The following is a 16131-nucleotide window of genomic DNA, read 5'->3' as shown; positions in this document are numbered from 1 at the left end:
AGGAGGGGGGCCCGGAACGAGGGGAAACCGAGGCTCCAGGCCGTGTTGCGGGGAAGGCGGGGCCATGCGAGAGAAGAAGCCATGAGGCGAGTGCGGTTCACGGTCCACCGGACAGTGGGCGAGGCAAGGCTCCAGGAAGGATTGTTGTCGGGCTCGGGATTCTCGGTCGAGGTGAGAGGAGAGACGTTGGCCCCCCTGGGAGGGGAGATTCCGAACACGGAGACGTGGGTGGAGTTGTGGCTTCCGGAGGAGGAAGTCGCGCGAGCGAAGGAATTGCTGGCGGAACTGGAGGCGGATGGGGAGAAAGCCAGGAGGACGGTGGGCTGTCCGCGCTGTCGGGAGGAGAATCCAGGCAATTTCGAGCTGTGTTGGAGCTGTGGGGAGGATTTGCCGGAAGTGCCGAGACCCTGCCTGCGAGCGGTGTCCTGAGGACCCGTCGAGACGGATGACCTGGAATCGAGATCCCGTGTTGAACGAGCCGCCCGCCGAAGAAACCCGAGCGAAGCGATCCATGTGGAATCGAAGCGCGAAGAAGGCGCTGCTCGTGTGCCTGGTGGCCCTGGTGCTTCACCTGTTGATGTTGTTGCTCCCGAGGAACATGCCGGAGCAGGAGCTGTCGATCGCGCGGGCGATTCCGGACTCGGCCAAGCGAGTGACGCTGCTCAAGCCGCTCAAGGAGCACCCGAAAGCAACGGGAGCGAACCTGAGGGAAGCGGCGGAACTGCTGCGCGAGGGCTCGCCGCTGGACGCCTACGAGCTGGCGAAAGCCGCGGAGAGCAAGGAGCCAGGATCCGAGGAGACGCAGCTGTTGCTGGCACGGATCTGCCATGGGCAGCGGATGAAGCGGTGCGAGGAGGAATCGCTCCAGCGAGCGGAAGAACTCTCACCGGAAGATCCCCGGGCGGCGCTGCTGCGAGCGGACTTCCACGAGCGGGACGGCGACGTGGAAGGCGCGTTGAAAGCGGTGGAGGAGGCGTACCGGAAGGCGCCGGGGCGAGAAGGCGTCGGAGTGAGGTACGCGAGGCTGCTGAGCGCCACCTCGAGGGGTGAGGAGGCGATCAAGGTGCTCGAGACACAGGCACGGCTCCTCGGAAAGTCACGCCTGTGGGTGGAGCAGGGACTGGTCCGAGTGGCACAGGGGCGGCTGGAGGAGGGACGACGGCTTTTCGCCCGAGCGGTGGAAGAGGATCCGAAATTGGCCCCGGCCTACTACCACCTGGGCCTCACGGAGTACCGCCTGGGGGACATCGAGGCAGCGGAGGAGGCGTTACGGGAGGCGGATCGCCTGGACATGACGAGCATGAGGGCCCTGTCGGCGCTGTGCGAGATTCAACGGCGGACGGGCCGGGTAAACGACATGACGGTGACGCGGATGGACCTCGAGCGGCGCTTTCCCGAGAAGCTTGGCGCCGTGCAGAGCGCTTGCGGCACTCGCTGACGAGACCGTTTCCGGTCACTCGGGGATGCCGCGGATCCGCCGGAGCAACCGCGCGGCGGACTTCACCTCGCTGTCGACGACGCCACTGGCGATCTCGGTCCGGACGACGGCTTGAAGAAAGGCGACGGCCTCATCCTCCCGCTGCTGTTCGACCAACAGTGCTCCGAGGGCCATGCGCGCCTGGGTGAGCAAGACCAGGTCCTCGGCCTGGACCGCGGCGTCGATGGCATCACTCAAGGCGGATTCAGCGAGTTCAGGCCGGCCCCGCTGGAGGAGCTCACGCGCACGCAGGAGGTGACGAGACGCATCCATGGTGAACTCACTGGAAACAGGAGGGAGGACAACGCGGCCGGAGGCGGGTTATCCCAGGGAACATGGACGACGAGTCGCGAATCGTGGAACTGGAGCTGCGCTACATGCAGCAGCAGGAGTTGCTGCAGGAACTGAGCGGCGTGCTGTACGAGCAGCGGCGCGAATTGGACAGCCTGCGTGCCGAATTGGAGCTCTTGAAGAAGAAGCTCGCGGACGAACCTGGGCTGGTGGATGCACGTCAGCAGGAACGCCCCCCCCACTACTGAAGGGAGGAGCGATCCCGCGCACGTGGGTCAGAAGCGCCAACCCACCCGCAGACCGATGTGGGGAGAGGGGTCGAGATAGCCGATCTCGAGGCCGACGCTGGCCGAACGGCCCTGGTAGCCAAAACCGAAGGCGGCATGGGCGCGCAAGGCCTTCCCCGTGAAGAGGATCCAGGGACCCACGAGCCCCTCGATATAGATGGGGGTGTTCCTGGGGGTGATACGCAGATCGAAGTCGAGTGGGATACCCAGGGAGTTGGGCGTGGTGGTGAGCAACGCACCGAAGCGAGCTCCCACGGAGAGCGGTCCCACGAAGACCAGATCCACGGAGCCCATGAGATCGAAGAAGGCTCCGTTGTCGAACTGGTAGTCAGCGCCCAGCGTGAGACGGAAATCCGTCCTCGCCTCGGACTGCGTGGGCGTAAGGCATACGGCGAGCGCGAGGAGACCACCGACAACGGGACGAAGCAGCGGGTTCATGAGTGAGGCGCTCCAGGCTGAGTGGATGAAATGCCAATCAATCAAGCCTGGAGAAGCACTGCCAGTCTGAAGATGAAAAGCTCATCACTCCCCAGGCGTATTGTCGCGAGACAAACGCGCGCGGGGAGAGGAGCCGGCCCCCGGGAGAAGCCCGCAAAGGAGAAGGCCCCGAGCGACCACCGTGGGGTGGAGGCTCGGGGCCTTCAAGAGAAAAAAATCCGGCAGCGACCTACTCTCCCGCGCGGTTTCCCGCGGAGTACCATCGGCTCTGGAGGGCTTAACTTCCGTGTTCGGGATGGGAACGGGTGGGACCCCTCCGACATTGCCACCGGAAAACTGGTGTCCGTCTCAAGTCCATACGAAGGGTAGGGAAATCAACTCCGGCTGCGAAGCTCGCAAGTGCCGTCTTCCGGGCCCGGCGCCTTGTCTCCCTCTGGGAGGGGACGCGCACGGGGCCTCGAACCTGGCCTCGACTCCTCGGACACCTCCCAACCTGGCGGGAGCTCCTAAGAGATTGAGGTAAAGTAAGCCTCTCGACCTATTAGTACCGGTTAGCTCAACGTGTTACCACGCTTACACACCCGGCCTATCAACGTCGTCGTCTTCGACGGGTCTTCTGGGGCTTGCGCCCGGGATACCTATTCTCGAGGTCGGTTTCCCGCTTAGATGCTTTCAGCGGTTATCCAATCGACACATGGCTACCCAGCGATGCCTCTGGCGAGACAACTGGTACACCAGCGGTGTCTCCAACCCGGTCCTCTCGTACTAAGGTCAGAGCCTCTCAAGTATCCTACGCCCACAGCAGATAGGGACCAAACTGTCTCACGACGTTTTGAACCCAGCTCGCGTACCGCTTTAATTGGCGAACAGCCAAACCCTTGGGACCTGCTCCAGCCCCAGGATGCGATGAGCCGACATCGAGGTGCCAAACCTCCCCGTCGATGTGAACTCTTGGGGGAGATAAGCCTGTTATCCCCGGAGTACCTTTTATCCGTTGAGCGATGGCCCTTCCATTCAGGACCACCGGATCACTATGACCTGCTTTCGCACCTGCTCGACGTGTCCGTCTCGCAGTCAAGCTCCCTTATGCCATTGCACTCGCCGCCCGGTTTCCAATCGGGCTGAGGGAACCATCGCGCGCCTCCGTTACGTTTTGGGAGGCGACCGCCCCAGTCAAACTACCCACCAGACAGTGTTCCAACTCCCGGTAAGGGAGCATGGTTAGACACCAGAATCCGACAGGGTGGTATTTCACCGTTGCCTCCACCGAACCTAGCGGCCCGGCTTCAAAGGCTCCCACCTATCCTACACAGTCGAACCCTAGTGTCACTGTCAAGTTGTAGTAAAGGTTCACGGGGTCTTTCCGTCTTGCTGCGGGTAAACTGCATCGGCACAGCTATTTCAATTTCGCTGAGTCCCTCTCCGAGACAGCGCGGAAGTCGTTACTCCATTCGTGCAGGTCGGAACTTACCCGACAAGGAATTTCGCTACCTTAGGACCGTTATAGTTACGGCCGCCGTTTACTGGGGCTTCGGATCATCGCTTCACCTTGCGGCTGACGAATCCCCTTAACCTTCCAGCACCGGGCAGGAGTCAGACCCTATACGTCGGCTTCTTGCCTTCGCAGAGTCCTGTGTTTTTGGTAAACAGTCGCTACCGCCATTTCTCTGCAACCCCTCTGGGCTTCGGCTGTACGCCTACACCTACCAGGGGCCCACCTTCTTCCGAAGTTACGGTGGAAATTTGCCTAGTTCCTTGGAGGAGAGTTCTCTCAAGCGCCTTAGGATTTTCTCCTCACCCACCTGTGTCGGTTTGCGGTACGGACACCCTGTAGACTCCCCGCGGAACTTTTCTTGGAAGCCGAGCATCAGCGACTTGCCCCGTGAGGGGGGCCATGGGGTCTCGGGGATAGCTGCCGCGCCTTTATTCGTACGCGACACCCCTACGCCTTTGGACTGACACAACCACCGGTCAGCTCGCCTAGCTTTCTCCGTCCTTCCTCGGTTCAACGTCTACAAGATGGCGCAGGAATATTAACCTGCTTGCCATCACCTACGCCTTTCGGCCTCGGCTTAGGTCCCGGCTAACCCTGGGAAGATTAACTTGACCCAGGAAACCTTGGGTTTACGGCGAGGGGGTTTCCCACCCCCTTTATCGCTACTCATTTCGGCATCAGCACTCGCAACCGCTCCACCAGCCCTTGCGGTCTAGCTTCTCAGCTGTTGCAACGCTCCCCTACCACTGCATGCGCCTGACGCATGCAATCCGAAGCTTCGGCGCTAGTCTTGAGCCCCGTTACATTTTCGGCGCGGCCTGTCTCGACCAGTGAGCTATTACGCTTTCTTTAAAGGATGGCTGCTTCTAAGCCAACCTCCTGGTTGTCAATGACCTGCCACATCCTTTCTAGTGTTCACTTAGACTAGACTTGGGGGCCTTAGCTGTCGGTCTGGGTTATTCCCCTCTTGCCAATGGACGTTATCACCCACTGACTGCTTCCCGAGATAACAAGTACTGGCATTCGGAGTTTGGTACGGTTTGGTAATCTGGTGAGACCCCTAGCCGTTCCAGTGCTCTACCTCCAGTATTGAATTCCTCGAGACGATACCTAAATATCTTTCGGGGAGAACCAGCTATCACGGAGTTTGATTGGCCTTTCACCCCTACACACAGCTCATCCCAGAAATTTTCAACTTTCATGAGTTCGGTCCTCCATGAGGTGTTACCCTCACTTCAACCTGGCCATGTGTAGATCACCCCGCTTCGGGTTATAATGCACGCAACTCATTCGCCCGTTTCGGACTCGCTTTCGCTCCGGCTCCACCTATCGGCTTAGCCTCGCTACGTACATTAAGTCGCCGAATCATGATGCAAAAGGTACGCCCTCGCACTGGGTTGCCCCGTAGTGCTCGGACTGCTTGTAGACATGCGGTTTCAGGTTCTTTTGACTCCCCTCACTGGGGTTCTTTTCACCTTTCCCTCGCGGTACTAGTTCACTATCGGTCGCCAAGGAGTATTTAGCCTTACCGGATGGTCCCGGCGGATTCAGGCAGGATTGCACGTGTCCCGCCCTACTTGGGTACCCCACTCGGCCTCCGTCCGTTTTCGCGTACGCGACTATCACGCTCTCTGGTCCACCTTTCCAGGTGGTTCCGCTAACAGACAAAGGTCCTACCGTGGACCCGCAACCCCGATGCCATTTTCATGACACCGGTTTAGGCTCCTCCCATTTCGCTCGCCGCTACTCTGGGAATCACTCGTTGTTTTCTTCTCCTCAGGGTACTGAGATGTTTCACTTCCCCTGGTTCGCTCCTTCGGCCCTATTTATTCAGGCCGAGGTAACGAGGCTTTCACCTCGCTGGGTTTCCCCATTCGGACATCTCCGGCTCAACGTTCGGTTGGCAACTCCCCGGAGCTTTTCGCAGCCACCCACGTCCTTCTTCGCCTCTTGGCACCTAGGCATCCACCGCACGCCCTTAGTAGCTTACTTACCTGAATCTCTCAGAAGCCCGCCTCCCGGCGGTTTCCTTGGTTTCGAGACCAGGCTCCAGGCCCCGACTCTTCGTCGCGGACCCGAAAAACTTCACTTGCTTGAGTGCGTGAGCTTCGTGCCGCCGGGCCGCTCTCGCAGCCTGACTGCCTCCCGCTTCACGCAAGAACTTCTCAGCAGAAATTGATTTCTACCCTTCGTATGCACTTGTCAAAGAACGCTTCCGACGTGTTTCCATGTCGGACAACCTGTGGAGCTGGACGGGATCGAACCGACGACATCTAGCTTGCAAAGCTAGCGCTCTCCCAACTGAGCTACAGCCCCAGTAATGTGTCGTAGGCACCCACTTTGCCGGCCGTCTTCGCGTCACCCCTCCTCCCCTCTTGGGAGACTGGTGGGCCTAGGTGGACTTGAACCACCGACCTCGCGCTTATCAGGCGCGCGCTCTAGCCAGCTGAGCTATAGGCCCAGTGGATTTCCCTCACAGCGTCCAATTCTTTCAAAGAACCGAGCCCCTTCGGCTCAGCCTCTCAAAACCAGACAGCAAGCCCTCGACAGTATTGCAGAAACGTTGACCTGGTCGACCTCGGCCACCGAAGTGGCTGGTACACCCTGTGGCGCCGAAGCGCTCACCGTGTACCCGGTCTCCTTAGAAAGGAGGTGATCCAGCCGCAGGTTCCCCTACGGCTACCTTGTTACGACTTCACCCCAGTTACCGACCACTCCTTGGGCACCTCTTGGTGAGATGACTTCTGGAGCAATCGACTCCCATGGTGTGACGGGCGGTGTGTACAAGGCCCGGGAACGTATTCACCGCAGCGTGCTGATCTGCGATTACTAGCGATTCCGCCTTCATGGAGTCGAGTTGCAGACTCCAATCTGAACTGAGACCGGTTTTATGCGATTAGCTCCCTCTCGCGAGTTGGCAACGCTTTGTACCGGCCATTGTAGCACGTGTGTAGCCCTGGTCATAAAGGCCATGAGGACTTGACGTCATCCCCACCTTCCTCCGGTTTAACACCGGCAGTCCCTCTAGAGATCCACTTGCGTGGCAACTAAAGGCGAGGGTTGCGCTCGTTGCGGGACTTAACCCAACATCTCACGACACGAGCTGACGACAGCCATGCAGCACCTGTCTCTCGGTTCCCTTGCGGGCACCCCCTCATCTCTGAGAGGTTCCGAGGATGTCAAGACCAGGTAAGGTTCTGCGCGTTGCGTCGAATTAAACCACATGCTCCACCGCTTGTGCGGGCCCCCGTCAATTCCTTTGAGTTTTAGTCTTGCGACCGTACTTCCCAGGCGGAGAACTTAATGCGTTAGCTACGGCACCGCGGGGGTCAACACCCACGACACCTAGTTCTCATCGTTTACGGCGTGGACTACCAGGGTATCTAATCCTGTTTGCTACCCACGCTTTCGCGTCTCAGCGTCAGTCACCGTCCAGGTGGCCGCCTTCGCCACCGGTGTTCCTCCCCATATCTACGAATTTCACCTCTACTTGGGGAATTCCGCCACCCTCTCCGGCACTCAAGCTCTGCAGTTTCGAACGCACTTCCTCGGTTGAGCCGAGGGCTTTCACATCCGACTTGCAAAGCCGCCTACACGCGCTTTACGCCCAATAATTCCGAACAACGCTTGCACCCTCTGTATTACCGCGGCTGCTGGCACAGAGTTAGCCGGTGCTTCTTCTCCCGGTACCGTCAAGCCCCTGAGTATTAGCCAGGGGGTTTTCGTCCCGGTCGAAAGTGCTTTACAATCCAAAGACCTTCATCACACACGCGGCGTTGCTGCGTCAGGCTTTCGCCCATTGCGCAAAATTCCCCACTGCTGCCTCCCGTAGGAGTCTGGACCGTGTCTCAGTTCCAGTGTGGCTGATCGTCCTCTCAGACCAGCTACCCGTCGTCGCCTTGGTGGGCCATTACCCCGCCAACTAGCTGATGGGCCGCGGGCTCATCTGGGTGTGATAGCTTGTATACAGAGGCCACCTTTTCCCTCAAGAGCCGAAGCTCCCGGGGGCTCATCCGGTATTAGCCAATCTTTCGACTGGTTATCCCAGACACCCAGGCAGATTACCCACGTGTTACGCACCCGTGCGCCGCTCTACTAGGATTGCTCCATTCGCGCTCGACTTGCATGTGTTAGGCACGCCGCCAGCGTTCGTTCTGAGCCAGGATCAAACTCTCCAATTGAATTTTTGAAGGGTTGAACCGGCTTGGCCAGGTCCCGGCTAAGGGGTTGCCTGACTTCGCTGTTCATCGGAGTCCTGCCAATCGACTCTCGCCGACTCGCCTTCGGACTCCGTTACTGCCAAGAATTGACTGCGGTTTCCGCAATCTGTCTTCTTTGGGCTTGCTATCTGGTTTTCAAAGACCGAACCGCTTGTCGCGGGCCTGCTGCTGTGCTACCGTCGGCTTCGCCTTTCGGCGCCGTCCCGCCTTGCTGCGCGGGCTGCCTTCTCTACTTCCGAACCGGCTCGACTGTCAAGTCACCGTTGTGACTTCGTCTTCCCCGCTTCGCTTCGTCTCGAAGTCCGCTTTCGCTTTCTTCTTCCGAAGGGGCGCGGAACCTACTGCCTTTCCGCCGCCGCTGTCAACTCGCTTCGTCGACTCGTTTTTCCTGCTGCCCGTCCAGCGTCGCTTGCGCGGCCTTTTCGGTTCAGCGGGAGGCGGCTTCTATCACCGCCGCCATTCGAGTCAACTTCGTTTCGTTGACGTCTTATTTCCTCTGTCCCTGCTGCGTCCGGAGGTCCCCACCGCCAGTGCGGTTTCGCCTTCCCGTCCGTGGGGGCGCGCCTTCTAGCCCCGCGCCCTCCTCCGTGTCAACTCCCTTCGTTGACTCCGGTGCTTCCCCCTCCCGGCCGACTGTCGCCTGCGCGACACCCGCTTCGCTCGGGGGACGCGGCTTCTACCACCACCGCGTTTCGAGTCAACCCCACTGCGTCGACTCTTTATTTCTCTGCGCCTCGAACGCCGTCCCACCGCCAGCGCGGTTTCGCCAACCCGTTCGAAGGGGCGCGGCTTCTACCATCGTCGCGTTGGGTGTCAACCGCCTTCTCCCGCGCTTTTCTTCCCGCCCCTCCCGCCGGCTGAGTGGATGTTGCGCGACCCTCGGAGGACGTCAGGAGGTCGTCCTCCCGCCAGGCAGGCGCCGAATGCCGCGCCTGCGCGCCCCTCAATGTCCCGCCTGAGTTCGCGCAGCGCGATTCGCGAGGCACCCAGCGAACGCACTCCACTATAGGGACTGAAGCTGGCGCACATTGGCGCCTGGCCCGAAGCACGCCCTCTTCCTTGGCAGGATGACTCCGATGCCTCCTCGTAAGCTCCCCCGGCACCTCGTCTGGCTCGAATCCTTCGCGGCCGCTGTCGAGTCCGGCAGCCTGGAAGGTGCCGCCGAGCACCTCGGTGTCGCCCGATCCGTCGTCAGCGAACATCTGCGCGCGCTCGAGGATGCCCTCGCCGATGGGCAACCCCTTCTCGAGCGCGGTCCAGGCCGCCGCATCCAGCTCACCGCCCGTGGGGAAAGGCTCTACGAGGGCACTCAAACCCCCCTCCACCAACTCGACCTCAAGCGTCTTCGCGACCTCGCGAGCGCCGAGCCCAGCTTGCGCCTCGGCCTCAACCCCACCCTCTCCCATTTCCTCCTCGCCGGCATCGCCGGGGACGTCGCTCGCGCTCACATCAAGTTGGAAGTCAGCTTCGGCAGCACCTTCGAGCTCGTGCGCCAGGTCCAGACGAACCAGCTCGACCTCGCCGTGGACTTCACTCCTCTCCCGCCCCATCGCGGCGTCGAGGCCGAATCCCTCCTGCACCTGCCCTTCGTCGTGCTCTCCGGCCCAGACAACCCCCTCGCTTCCCGTCATCGCGGCCGACGCTCACTCCATGTGCGAGATCTCTCCGACCAGCTCTTCGTGGACTGGCAACGCGATGATCCCTACGGCGCCGCCAACAGCGCTCGCTTCACCGCCCACGCCGTGTCCGTACGCGAGGTGGCTCGCGTGCAGAGCTTCCTCCTCCTCTTCGACATGCTGCGCGCCTACCAGGCCTGCGCCATCGCCCCCGACCTGCGGCTGCTGCGCTCCTTCCCCGAGGATCTCTGCGTCTGGCTCCTGCGCGAAGAGACACCCCAGGCTGTTGAGGTAGTGGCGCTCCAATCCTCCGGCGGCGTGAGTTCCGAAGCCGCCCAGAAGGTCCTCGCCGGACTGCGTCAGCGCCTCGCGTCGAAACGACGGAAAAGCGACTAGGACGTCGTTTTTTATCGGATTTCCGCCACCCCGTTTCATCCCTAGATTTGGGGTACCCGGGAGGAATACCGATGAACGCCACCGAACGGACCCTCGCTCGTCTGCCCGCTCACCTCCGCCGCTATGTGGTGAGCCAGGACTACGCTTCCTATACGCCCAGGGACCAGGCCGTGTGGCGCCACATCCTCGGACAGCTTCGCAGCCACCTCGCCACCAAGGCCCATCCCGTCTACATCGAGGGGCTGGAGGCCACGGGCATCGGCGTGGATCGCATCCCCAGCATGGACGAGATGAATGAACGGCTCGCCAGGCTCGGTTGGGGGGCCGTGAGCGTGCGCGGCTTCATCCCCCCCGCCGTGTTCACCGAGTTGCAGTCCCTGGGGGTGCTCGCCATCGCCGCCGACATCCGCACCCACGAGCACATCCAGTACACCCCCGCTCCCGACATCATCCACGAGAGCGCCGGTCACGCCCCCATCATCGCCAACACCCGCTACGCCGAATACCTCAAGCGCTGCGGACTCGTGGGCTTCAAGTCCATCTCCACCATCGAGGACGAGGCCGTCTTCCAGGCCATCCGCCACCTCAGCATCGTGAAGGAAGACCCCACCGCCACTCCCGCCGAAATCCAGCACGCCGAGGCCCGCCTCCAGGCCGCCAACCAGAGCCGCCGCTATGTCAGCGAGAGCACCCGCGCCTCGCGCCTCTACTGGTGGACCGCCGAATATGGACTCATCGGCTCCCTCGACGCCCCCCGCATCTATGGTGCCGGCCTCCTCTCCAGCATCGGCGAGGCCCAGCACTGCCTCACCTCCGAGGTGAAGAAGGTCCCTCTCAGCACCGCGTGCGCCGACACCGAGTACGACATCACCCGGATGCAGCCCCAGCTCTTCGTGGCCCGCGACTTCGAACACCTCTTCGAGGTGCTCGAGGCGTTCGAATCCACGCTCGCCTGGAAGCGAGGCGGAGACTACGGCCTCCAGGAGGCCATCCGCGCCCGCACGGTCAATCACCTCGTCCTCGCCGATGGGCGCGAGCTGACCGCCCGCGTCGTCGAGGCGCTCCCCGGCGCCCAGCCCGTGGCCGAGGGGCTCTCCACCGCCCTCGTACGCCTGGAAGGTCCCGTCATGCTGTCGCGCGGTGGCCACTCCGACTCCAAGCCGTGGCCCGGCCTCGCCCTCGTGGCATTTGGCGAGGGCCAACTCCCCGAGCGGGGTGACTTCCGGGTGGAGCTCGCCAGCGGCCTCACGCTCCAGGGCTTCGCCGTGGGCGGCGGTGAAGTGCTCAACCTGCGCGGCACCCTCGCGGGCCAGCCCATCGAGCTGCCCAACGTGGCCCAGCTCTTCCTCTCCACCGGCCTGCCCTCCGTCGCCGGCGGCCCCGCCGATCCCGGCGCGTGGGACCACTGGTTCGGCGAGCTCAACGCCTTCACCGAGGGCGAGGGCGAATCCCTGGCCCGCGCCAGGAAGGCCTCCGCCCTCCACCCCTCGCTCGCCGCCCTCTACCGCGAGGTGCGTACCCTTCGGGAGTCGAAATCCTTCGACTCCAAGCGCCTGGAACAGCTCTCCCGCGCCACCACCGCCTTCCCCGAGGAATGGCTCCTGCGCCAGGAAGTCGACGAGCTGCGCGCTCCCCGCGCCTGAGCCCAGGAGGGCCGCTTGAGCCCTCCCCGGGCCCCGCAGTACGGTCGCACCCCGCCATGCACCCCCTCCCCGACGTCCTCGCGGCCATTGGCAACACCCCCCTCATCAAGCTGCGCCGCGCCTCCGAGCTGACGGGTTGCACCATCCTCGGCAAGGCCGAGTTCCTCAACCCCGGTCAGTCCGTCAAGGACCGCGCCGCCCTCTTCATCGTCCGGGATGCCCTCGCCCGCGGCACCCTCCGCCCCGGCGGCGTCATCGTCGAGGGCACCGCCGGCAACACTGGCATCGGGCTCGCGCTCGTGGGCCATGCCCTCGGACACCGCACCGTCATCGTCATCCCCGACACCCAGAGCCAGGAGAAAAAGGACACCCTGCGCTCCGTCGGCGCCGAGCTGATCGAGGTGCCCGCCGTCCCCTACAAGGAGCCCAACAACTACGTGAAGGTCTCCGGCCGCCTCGCCGAGGCCCTCAACGCCCGCGAACCCCACGGCGCCCTCTGGGCCAACCAGTTCGACAACGTCGCCAACCGCCAGGCCCACCAGGAAACCACCGGCCCCGAAATCTGGGACCAGACCCAGGGCCGCATCGACGGTTTCGTCTCCGCCGTGGGCTCCGGCGGAACACTCGCCGGCGTGGGACTCGCCCTCAAGGCGCGCGACCCCCGCGTCGTCATCGCGCTCGCCGACCCCCTCGGCGCCGCCCTCTACCACTACTACGCCCATGGCGAGCTCAAGTCCGAGGGCTCCTCCATCACCGAGGGCATCGGCCAGGGCCGCATCACCGCCAACCTCGAGGGCGCCCCCATCGACGTGGCCTTTCAAATCCCAGACACCGAGGCCATTCCCCTCCTCTTCGAGCTGCTCGAGCACGAGGGCCTGTGCCTCGGCGGCTCCAGCGCCATCAACGTCGCGGGCGCCATCCGGCTCGCCCGGAAGCTCGGGCCCGGGCACACCATTGTCACCCTCCTCTGTGACTCCGGTACCCGCTACGCGAGCCGCCTCTTCAATCCCACCTTCCTGCGCTCCAAGGGTCTGCCCGTCCCTCCCTGGTTGGAGGCCGATGCGGAGCCGTCCCTGGCCCGCTCCCTCCTGCGCGACGTGCTCGTGCCCAAGTCCCCCTAGTTGAGGGGCAGCCCTACCCGGAAGCACGCCCCCCGGGGCACCGACTCGTCCAGTTCCAGCGTGCCGCCGTGGTTCTCCGCGATGATCTGCCGGCAGATGGCCAGCCCCAGCCCCGAGCCCTGGCCCACGTCCTTCGTGGTGAAGAAGGGCTCGAAGATGCGCGAGCGCAACTCGGGGGGCACTCCCGGGCCGTCATCCGCCACCACCACCTCCACCCGGCCCGCCCGCACCTCCGTGCTCACCCGCACCGCGCCCCCCTCGCCCACCGCGTCCAGGGCATTGCGCAAGAGGTTGAGCAACACCTGGCCCAATTGCCCCGCATGGAAGGCCACGCTCGGCACGTCGCCGCACCGCACGTCCACCCGCGTGCCCGGCGGCAGCGAGCGCCGCACGAACTCCACCGTGTCATTCACCGTGCGGTTGACGTCTCCCGGCTCCAGCCGCGGGCGCTCGCCGCGCAGGAACGCCCTCAGGTCCGCCTGAATGGAGCGGATGCGCTCGGTGGCGAAGCGCATCGCCTCCAGCGCCTCCGGCGTGTCCTTCAGCACGAAGTCGAGATCCAACTCCCGCCACCACTTCGCCACCTCGGCCGCGTCCTCCGGGCACCCCGAGAGCCGCTTGCGACAGCGCGACAACGCCTCGGCCTGCTGCTCGAAGTACTCGCGCACCGGCGGCAGGTTGTTGTGGATGGCCGTGAGCGGGTTGTTGATCTCATGCGCCAGCCTCGCCATGAGCTGTCCCATCGCCGAGAGCTTCTCCGCCTGGGCCACCTTCTCGCGCTCCTGGGCGAGTTCGGCGGTGCGCGCCGCCACCAGGCGCTCCAACTCCACGTTGCGCCGCCGCAGCGCCACGCTCCTCCAGCGCATCACCCCCGCCCCGGCCGCCCCCAACAACAGCGCTCCCAGGCCCCTCGCCCACCACGTCTCCCACCAGGCCGGCAAGACCCGCAGCGGAAAGCCCACCACGGCGCTCCACGCGCCCCCTCCATGGCGCGCCCTCATCTCGAACTGGTAGCCCCCCGGAGGCAACGCGCTGTACTGCACCCCACGCCCCTGCACCGGGTGCCAGGTGTCCAACCCCACCAGGCGCACCTGGTGCTCCAGCGCCCCTTCATCGTTGGTTTCCAGGTCGGCGAAGTGCACCTCCAGCGTCGTCTCTCCCGGGGAGGCCACCAGCCCCGCCTCCGGAGGCCGGGAGAACACGCGCTCGCCCAGGCGCGTCTCCAACAGCACCACGCGCGGCGGCGGTGGGCCCGTGTAGCTCGCGCCCTCGAAGCGGCCAAGCCCGCTCGAGGTGCCCACCCACACCGTGCCGTCCTCGTCCGCCAGGAAGGCGTTGCTGCTGAAGTCGTCACCCGGCGCGCCATTCGTCGAGTCGAAGTACTCGAGCGGTCCTTCCGGGCCCACCAACATCACCCCCGCCCCCGTGCCCACCCACATCCGGCCCGCTACGTCCTCCCCCAACTGGTAGATGACATCGTTGTGCAGTCCCGAGCCCCGGCTCAGGTGGGACGCGTCGGTGAGCCGCCCCTCCCGATAGGTGAAACAGCTCACCCCCTGGGGCTCCCGGTACGACACGCACACGCGATCGTCCCGGCGCACGAGCAGGTAGCGGAGGTGATCGTCCAGCAGCCCCTCCGCCTTGCCCAGCCGCCGGAAGCCGCCCGCCTCGCGCACATAGAGCCCATCCCCCGAGGCCCAGATGCGCCCCTGGCTGTCACGCCCCACGCCCAGCACCGTCGCCCGCTCGGGATTGGGAATCGCGGGTGCGAAGGACCACCCTCCGCCCTCCGTCCGCACGCCCCGCAGCAGGCCCGAGGTGGTGGCCGCCCACAGCGTTCCATCCGGCTCCCGCAGCAGCTTGAAGGTGTAGCGCGCGAAGTAGCCGGACTCCTCGCCAAAGGTGCGCAGCTGGCCCGTGCTCGGCGTGTAGTGGTGCAGCCCACTGGGCGTTCCCGCCGCCCAGAGGCCTCCGTCCTCCTCCACCACGATCGACTTGATGGAGTAGCTCTCGAGCCCCGGCACCGACACCCACCCCCGGGCCGTGCCGTGGGAAAGCCCCCTGTCGGTCCCCACCCACAACGTCCCATCTCCCCCTCGGGTCACCCCCCACGTCATGCTCGTCGGCAACCCCGTGCTCGAGTCATGCACACTCCACAGGCCCCGGCCCAACGAGCGGTTGACGCCCATGCTCGCCACCCAGAGCGTGTCCTGCCGGTCCTCCAGCACGTCCCACATGCGCGCGATGCGCTCGGGCAGACCCAGCCGCCGCAGCTCCGAGTGCTCCTCCTCCACCTCCAGCAGGCCGATGTTGTTGGGCACCTGGAGCTGACCCCGACGGCCCACGCGCAGCCGGTTGCCCGCCCCCGACAGGCCCTTGAGGAGGGGCGTGCGATCCTCGAGTGGCGCGCCCGCCCTCGGTTGCATGGCCAGCCACCCCGCGCCGCTCAGCCACAACCGCCCCCGCCCATCCCGCACCACCGCGGTCATGGAACGCGGCGCCACCGGCACCTCGAACACCGACCAGTGCCCCTGGGGATCCCGGCTCACCAGGCTCCGCTCGGAGACGACCTGCAGCGCGTCCGAGGGATCCATCCACAGCTTGAGGGCGGGGCCTCCCGGCCACCCGGGCGCCAGCACGAAGCGTCCCGGTGCCTCCTCCATGTACAAGCCCCGCTCGCTCCCCACCCACATGCGCTTGCTCGAGTCCAGACGGACGCTCCACACCAGGGAGTCCACTCCCGGCATCGGCACCCTGGCGAAGCGGCCTCCCTCCCAGCGCACCACGCCCGCGCGCGTCACCAGCATCAGGTGCCCCACCGCATCGAGCGTCAGCTCCATCACGCTCATCGAGGGCACCCCGGACTCCGCCCCGAAGCGGTCGAAGTGCGCTCCATCGAAGCGGTACACCCCATCCGCGGCACTGGCCCACACGAAGCCCTCCGCGTCCTGGGCGAGCCACCCGATCTCCTGATTCTGGATGCCCGACTCCGCGCCGTAGGTCCGGAAGTTCACCCGGCCCGGCGGTTCCGCGCTCCACGCCGCGGCCGACACGGACACGACCAGCGCCGCTCCGAGGAGCATGGCGATTCGACACAACATCATGGTGCTCAAGGCCTCTCCACAGCGGCCGAGCCGCACGACCCTT

At 64.3% G+C, this 16131-nt stretch carries 9 protein-coding genes, 2 tRNA genes and 3 rRNA genes; 6 read left to right on the top strand and 8 right to left on the bottom strand.

All coding sequences use genetic code 11. The annotated features are described in order from the left end of the window. Positions 1-81 precede the first annotated feature (81 nt). The gene (locus MEBOL_RS18500; RefSeq protein ID WP_095978679.1) at positions 82-429 is read left to right on the top strand and encodes a putative signal transducing protein; all 348 of its coding nucleotides are present in this window, start codon (positions 82-84) and stop codon (positions 427-429) included. A gap of 82 nt (positions 430-511) precedes the next feature. Beyond that, a complete protein-coding gene (locus MEBOL_RS18495) occupies positions 512-1438 on the top strand; it encodes a tetratricopeptide repeat protein (RefSeq protein WP_095982858.1) in 927 nt (308 codons plus the stop codon). Between the two features lie 15 nt (positions 1439-1453). On the opposite strand, the gene MEBOL_RS18490 is transcribed toward MEBOL_RS18495, so the two are convergent. Then, positions 1454-1750, bottom strand: coding sequence for a YfgM family protein (locus MEBOL_RS18490; protein WP_095978678.1), 297 nt, complete (start codon positions 1748-1750; stop codon positions 1454-1456). A gap of 62 nt (positions 1751-1812) precedes the next feature. On the opposite strand from MEBOL_RS18490, the gene MEBOL_RS18485 reads away from it, so the two are divergent. After that, a complete protein-coding gene (locus tag MEBOL_RS18485) occupies positions 1813-2016 on the top strand; it encodes a SlyX family protein (RefSeq protein ID WP_095978677.1) in 204 nt (67 codons plus the stop codon). Positions 2017-2043: 27 nt separating this feature from the next. On the opposite strand, the gene MEBOL_RS18480 is transcribed toward MEBOL_RS18485, so the two are convergent. The 6 genes from MEBOL_RS18480 to MEBOL_RS18455 all read right to left on the bottom strand — a co-directional run bounded on the left by MEBOL_RS18480 (position 2044) and on the right by MEBOL_RS18455 (position 8169). Then, the gene (locus tag MEBOL_RS18480) at positions 2044-2493 is read right to left on the bottom strand and encodes a hypothetical protein (protein ID WP_095978676.1); all 450 of its coding nucleotides are present in this window, start codon (positions 2491-2493) and stop codon (positions 2044-2046) included. Positions 2494-2709: 216 nt separating this feature from the next. Continuing rightward, positions 2710-2826, bottom strand: a 5S ribosomal RNA gene (gene rrf, locus MEBOL_RS18475). Between the two features lie 187 nt (positions 2827-3013). Then, a 23S ribosomal RNA gene (locus MEBOL_RS18470) occupies positions 3014-5980 on the bottom strand. A gap of 251 nt (positions 5981-6231) precedes the next feature. Continuing rightward, positions 6232-6304, bottom strand: a tRNA-Ala gene (locus MEBOL_RS18465). A gap of 68 nt (positions 6305-6372) precedes the next feature. After that, positions 6373-6449: transfer RNA gene (locus tag MEBOL_RS18460), tRNA-Ile, on the bottom strand. Positions 6450-6633: 184 nt separating this feature from the next. Further along, positions 6634-8169, bottom strand: a 16S ribosomal RNA gene (locus MEBOL_RS18455). The 16S, 23S and 5S rRNA genes sit together here with 2 tRNA genes alongside, the layout of an rRNA operon. Before the next feature lie 1115 nt (positions 8170-9284). On the opposite strand from MEBOL_RS18455, the gene MEBOL_RS18450 reads away from it, so the two are divergent. From MEBOL_RS18450 to MEBOL_RS18440, 3 genes are all read left to right on the top strand, one after another. Continuing rightward, positions 9285-10220: a LysR family transcriptional regulator gene (locus MEBOL_RS18450; RefSeq protein ID WP_179956427.1), complete on the top strand. Its 936-nt coding sequence runs from the start codon at positions 9285-9287 to the stop codon at positions 10218-10220. Between the two features lie 71 nt (positions 10221-10291). Further along, positions 10292-11863 carry an aromatic amino acid hydroxylase gene (locus tag MEBOL_RS18445; RefSeq protein WP_095978674.1) on the top strand — a complete coding sequence of 524 codons (1572 nt, stop codon included), beginning with the start codon at positions 10292-10294 and terminating at the stop codon, positions 11861-11863. Between the two features lie 56 nt (positions 11864-11919). Next, complete coding sequence (locus tag MEBOL_RS18440) at positions 11920-12984, top strand: cysteine synthase A (RefSeq protein WP_095978673.1); 1065 nt, start codon at positions 11920-11922, stop codon at positions 12982-12984. Here MEBOL_RS18440 and MEBOL_RS43675 read toward each other — a convergent pair. Continuing rightward, positions 12981-16088, bottom strand: a complete 3108-nt coding sequence (locus tag MEBOL_RS43675; RefSeq protein ID WP_281256666.1) for a sensor histidine kinase — start codon at positions 16086-16088, stop codon at positions 12981-12983. The genes MEBOL_RS18440 and MEBOL_RS43675 overlap by 4 nt on opposite strands. Positions 16089-16131 lie beyond the last annotated feature (43 nt).

The sequence above is a fragment of the Melittangium boletus DSM 14713 genome (genome assembly GCF_002305855.1).
Classification (GTDB): domain Bacteria; phylum Myxococcota; class Myxococcia; order Myxococcales; family Myxococcaceae; genus Cystobacter; species Cystobacter boletus.
This window is presented reverse-complemented; position numbering and strand designations above follow the sequence as displayed.

Excerpts from the sequence above, each read along its gene's own strand:
- MEBOL_RS18500 (WP_095978679.1), top strand. The coding sequence starts at position 82 with ATGAGGCGAGTGCGGTTCACGGTCCACCGGACAGTGGGCGAGGCAAGG.
- MEBOL_RS18495 (WP_095982858.1), top strand. The coding sequence starts at position 512 with ATGTGGAATCGAAGCGCGAAGAAGGCGCTGCTCGTGTGCCTGGTGGCC.
- MEBOL_RS18490 (WP_095978678.1), bottom strand. The coding sequence starts at position 1,750 with ATGGATGCGTCTCGTCACCTCCTGCGTGCGCGTGAGCTCCTCCAGCGG.
- MEBOL_RS18485 (WP_095978677.1), top strand. The coding sequence starts at position 1,813 with ATGGACGACGAGTCGCGAATCGTGGAACTGGAGCTGCGCTACATGCAG.
- MEBOL_RS18480 (WP_095978676.1), bottom strand. The coding sequence starts at position 2,493 with ATGAACCCGCTGCTTCGTCCCGTTGTCGGTGGTCTCCTCGCGCTCGCC.
- MEBOL_RS18450 (WP_179956427.1), top strand. The coding sequence starts at position 9,285 with ATGCCTCCTCGTAAGCTCCCCCGGCACCTCGTCTGGCTCGAATCCTTC.
- MEBOL_RS18445 (WP_095978674.1), top strand. The coding sequence starts at position 10,292 with ATGAACGCCACCGAACGGACCCTCGCTCGTCTGCCCGCTCACCTCCGC.
- MEBOL_RS18440 (WP_095978673.1), top strand. The coding sequence starts at position 11,920 with ATGCACCCCCTCCCCGACGTCCTCGCGGCCATTGGCAACACCCCCCTC.
- MEBOL_RS43675 (WP_281256666.1), bottom strand. The coding sequence starts at position 16,088 with ATGATGTTGTGTCGAATCGCCATGCTCCTCGGAGCGGCGCTGGTCGTG.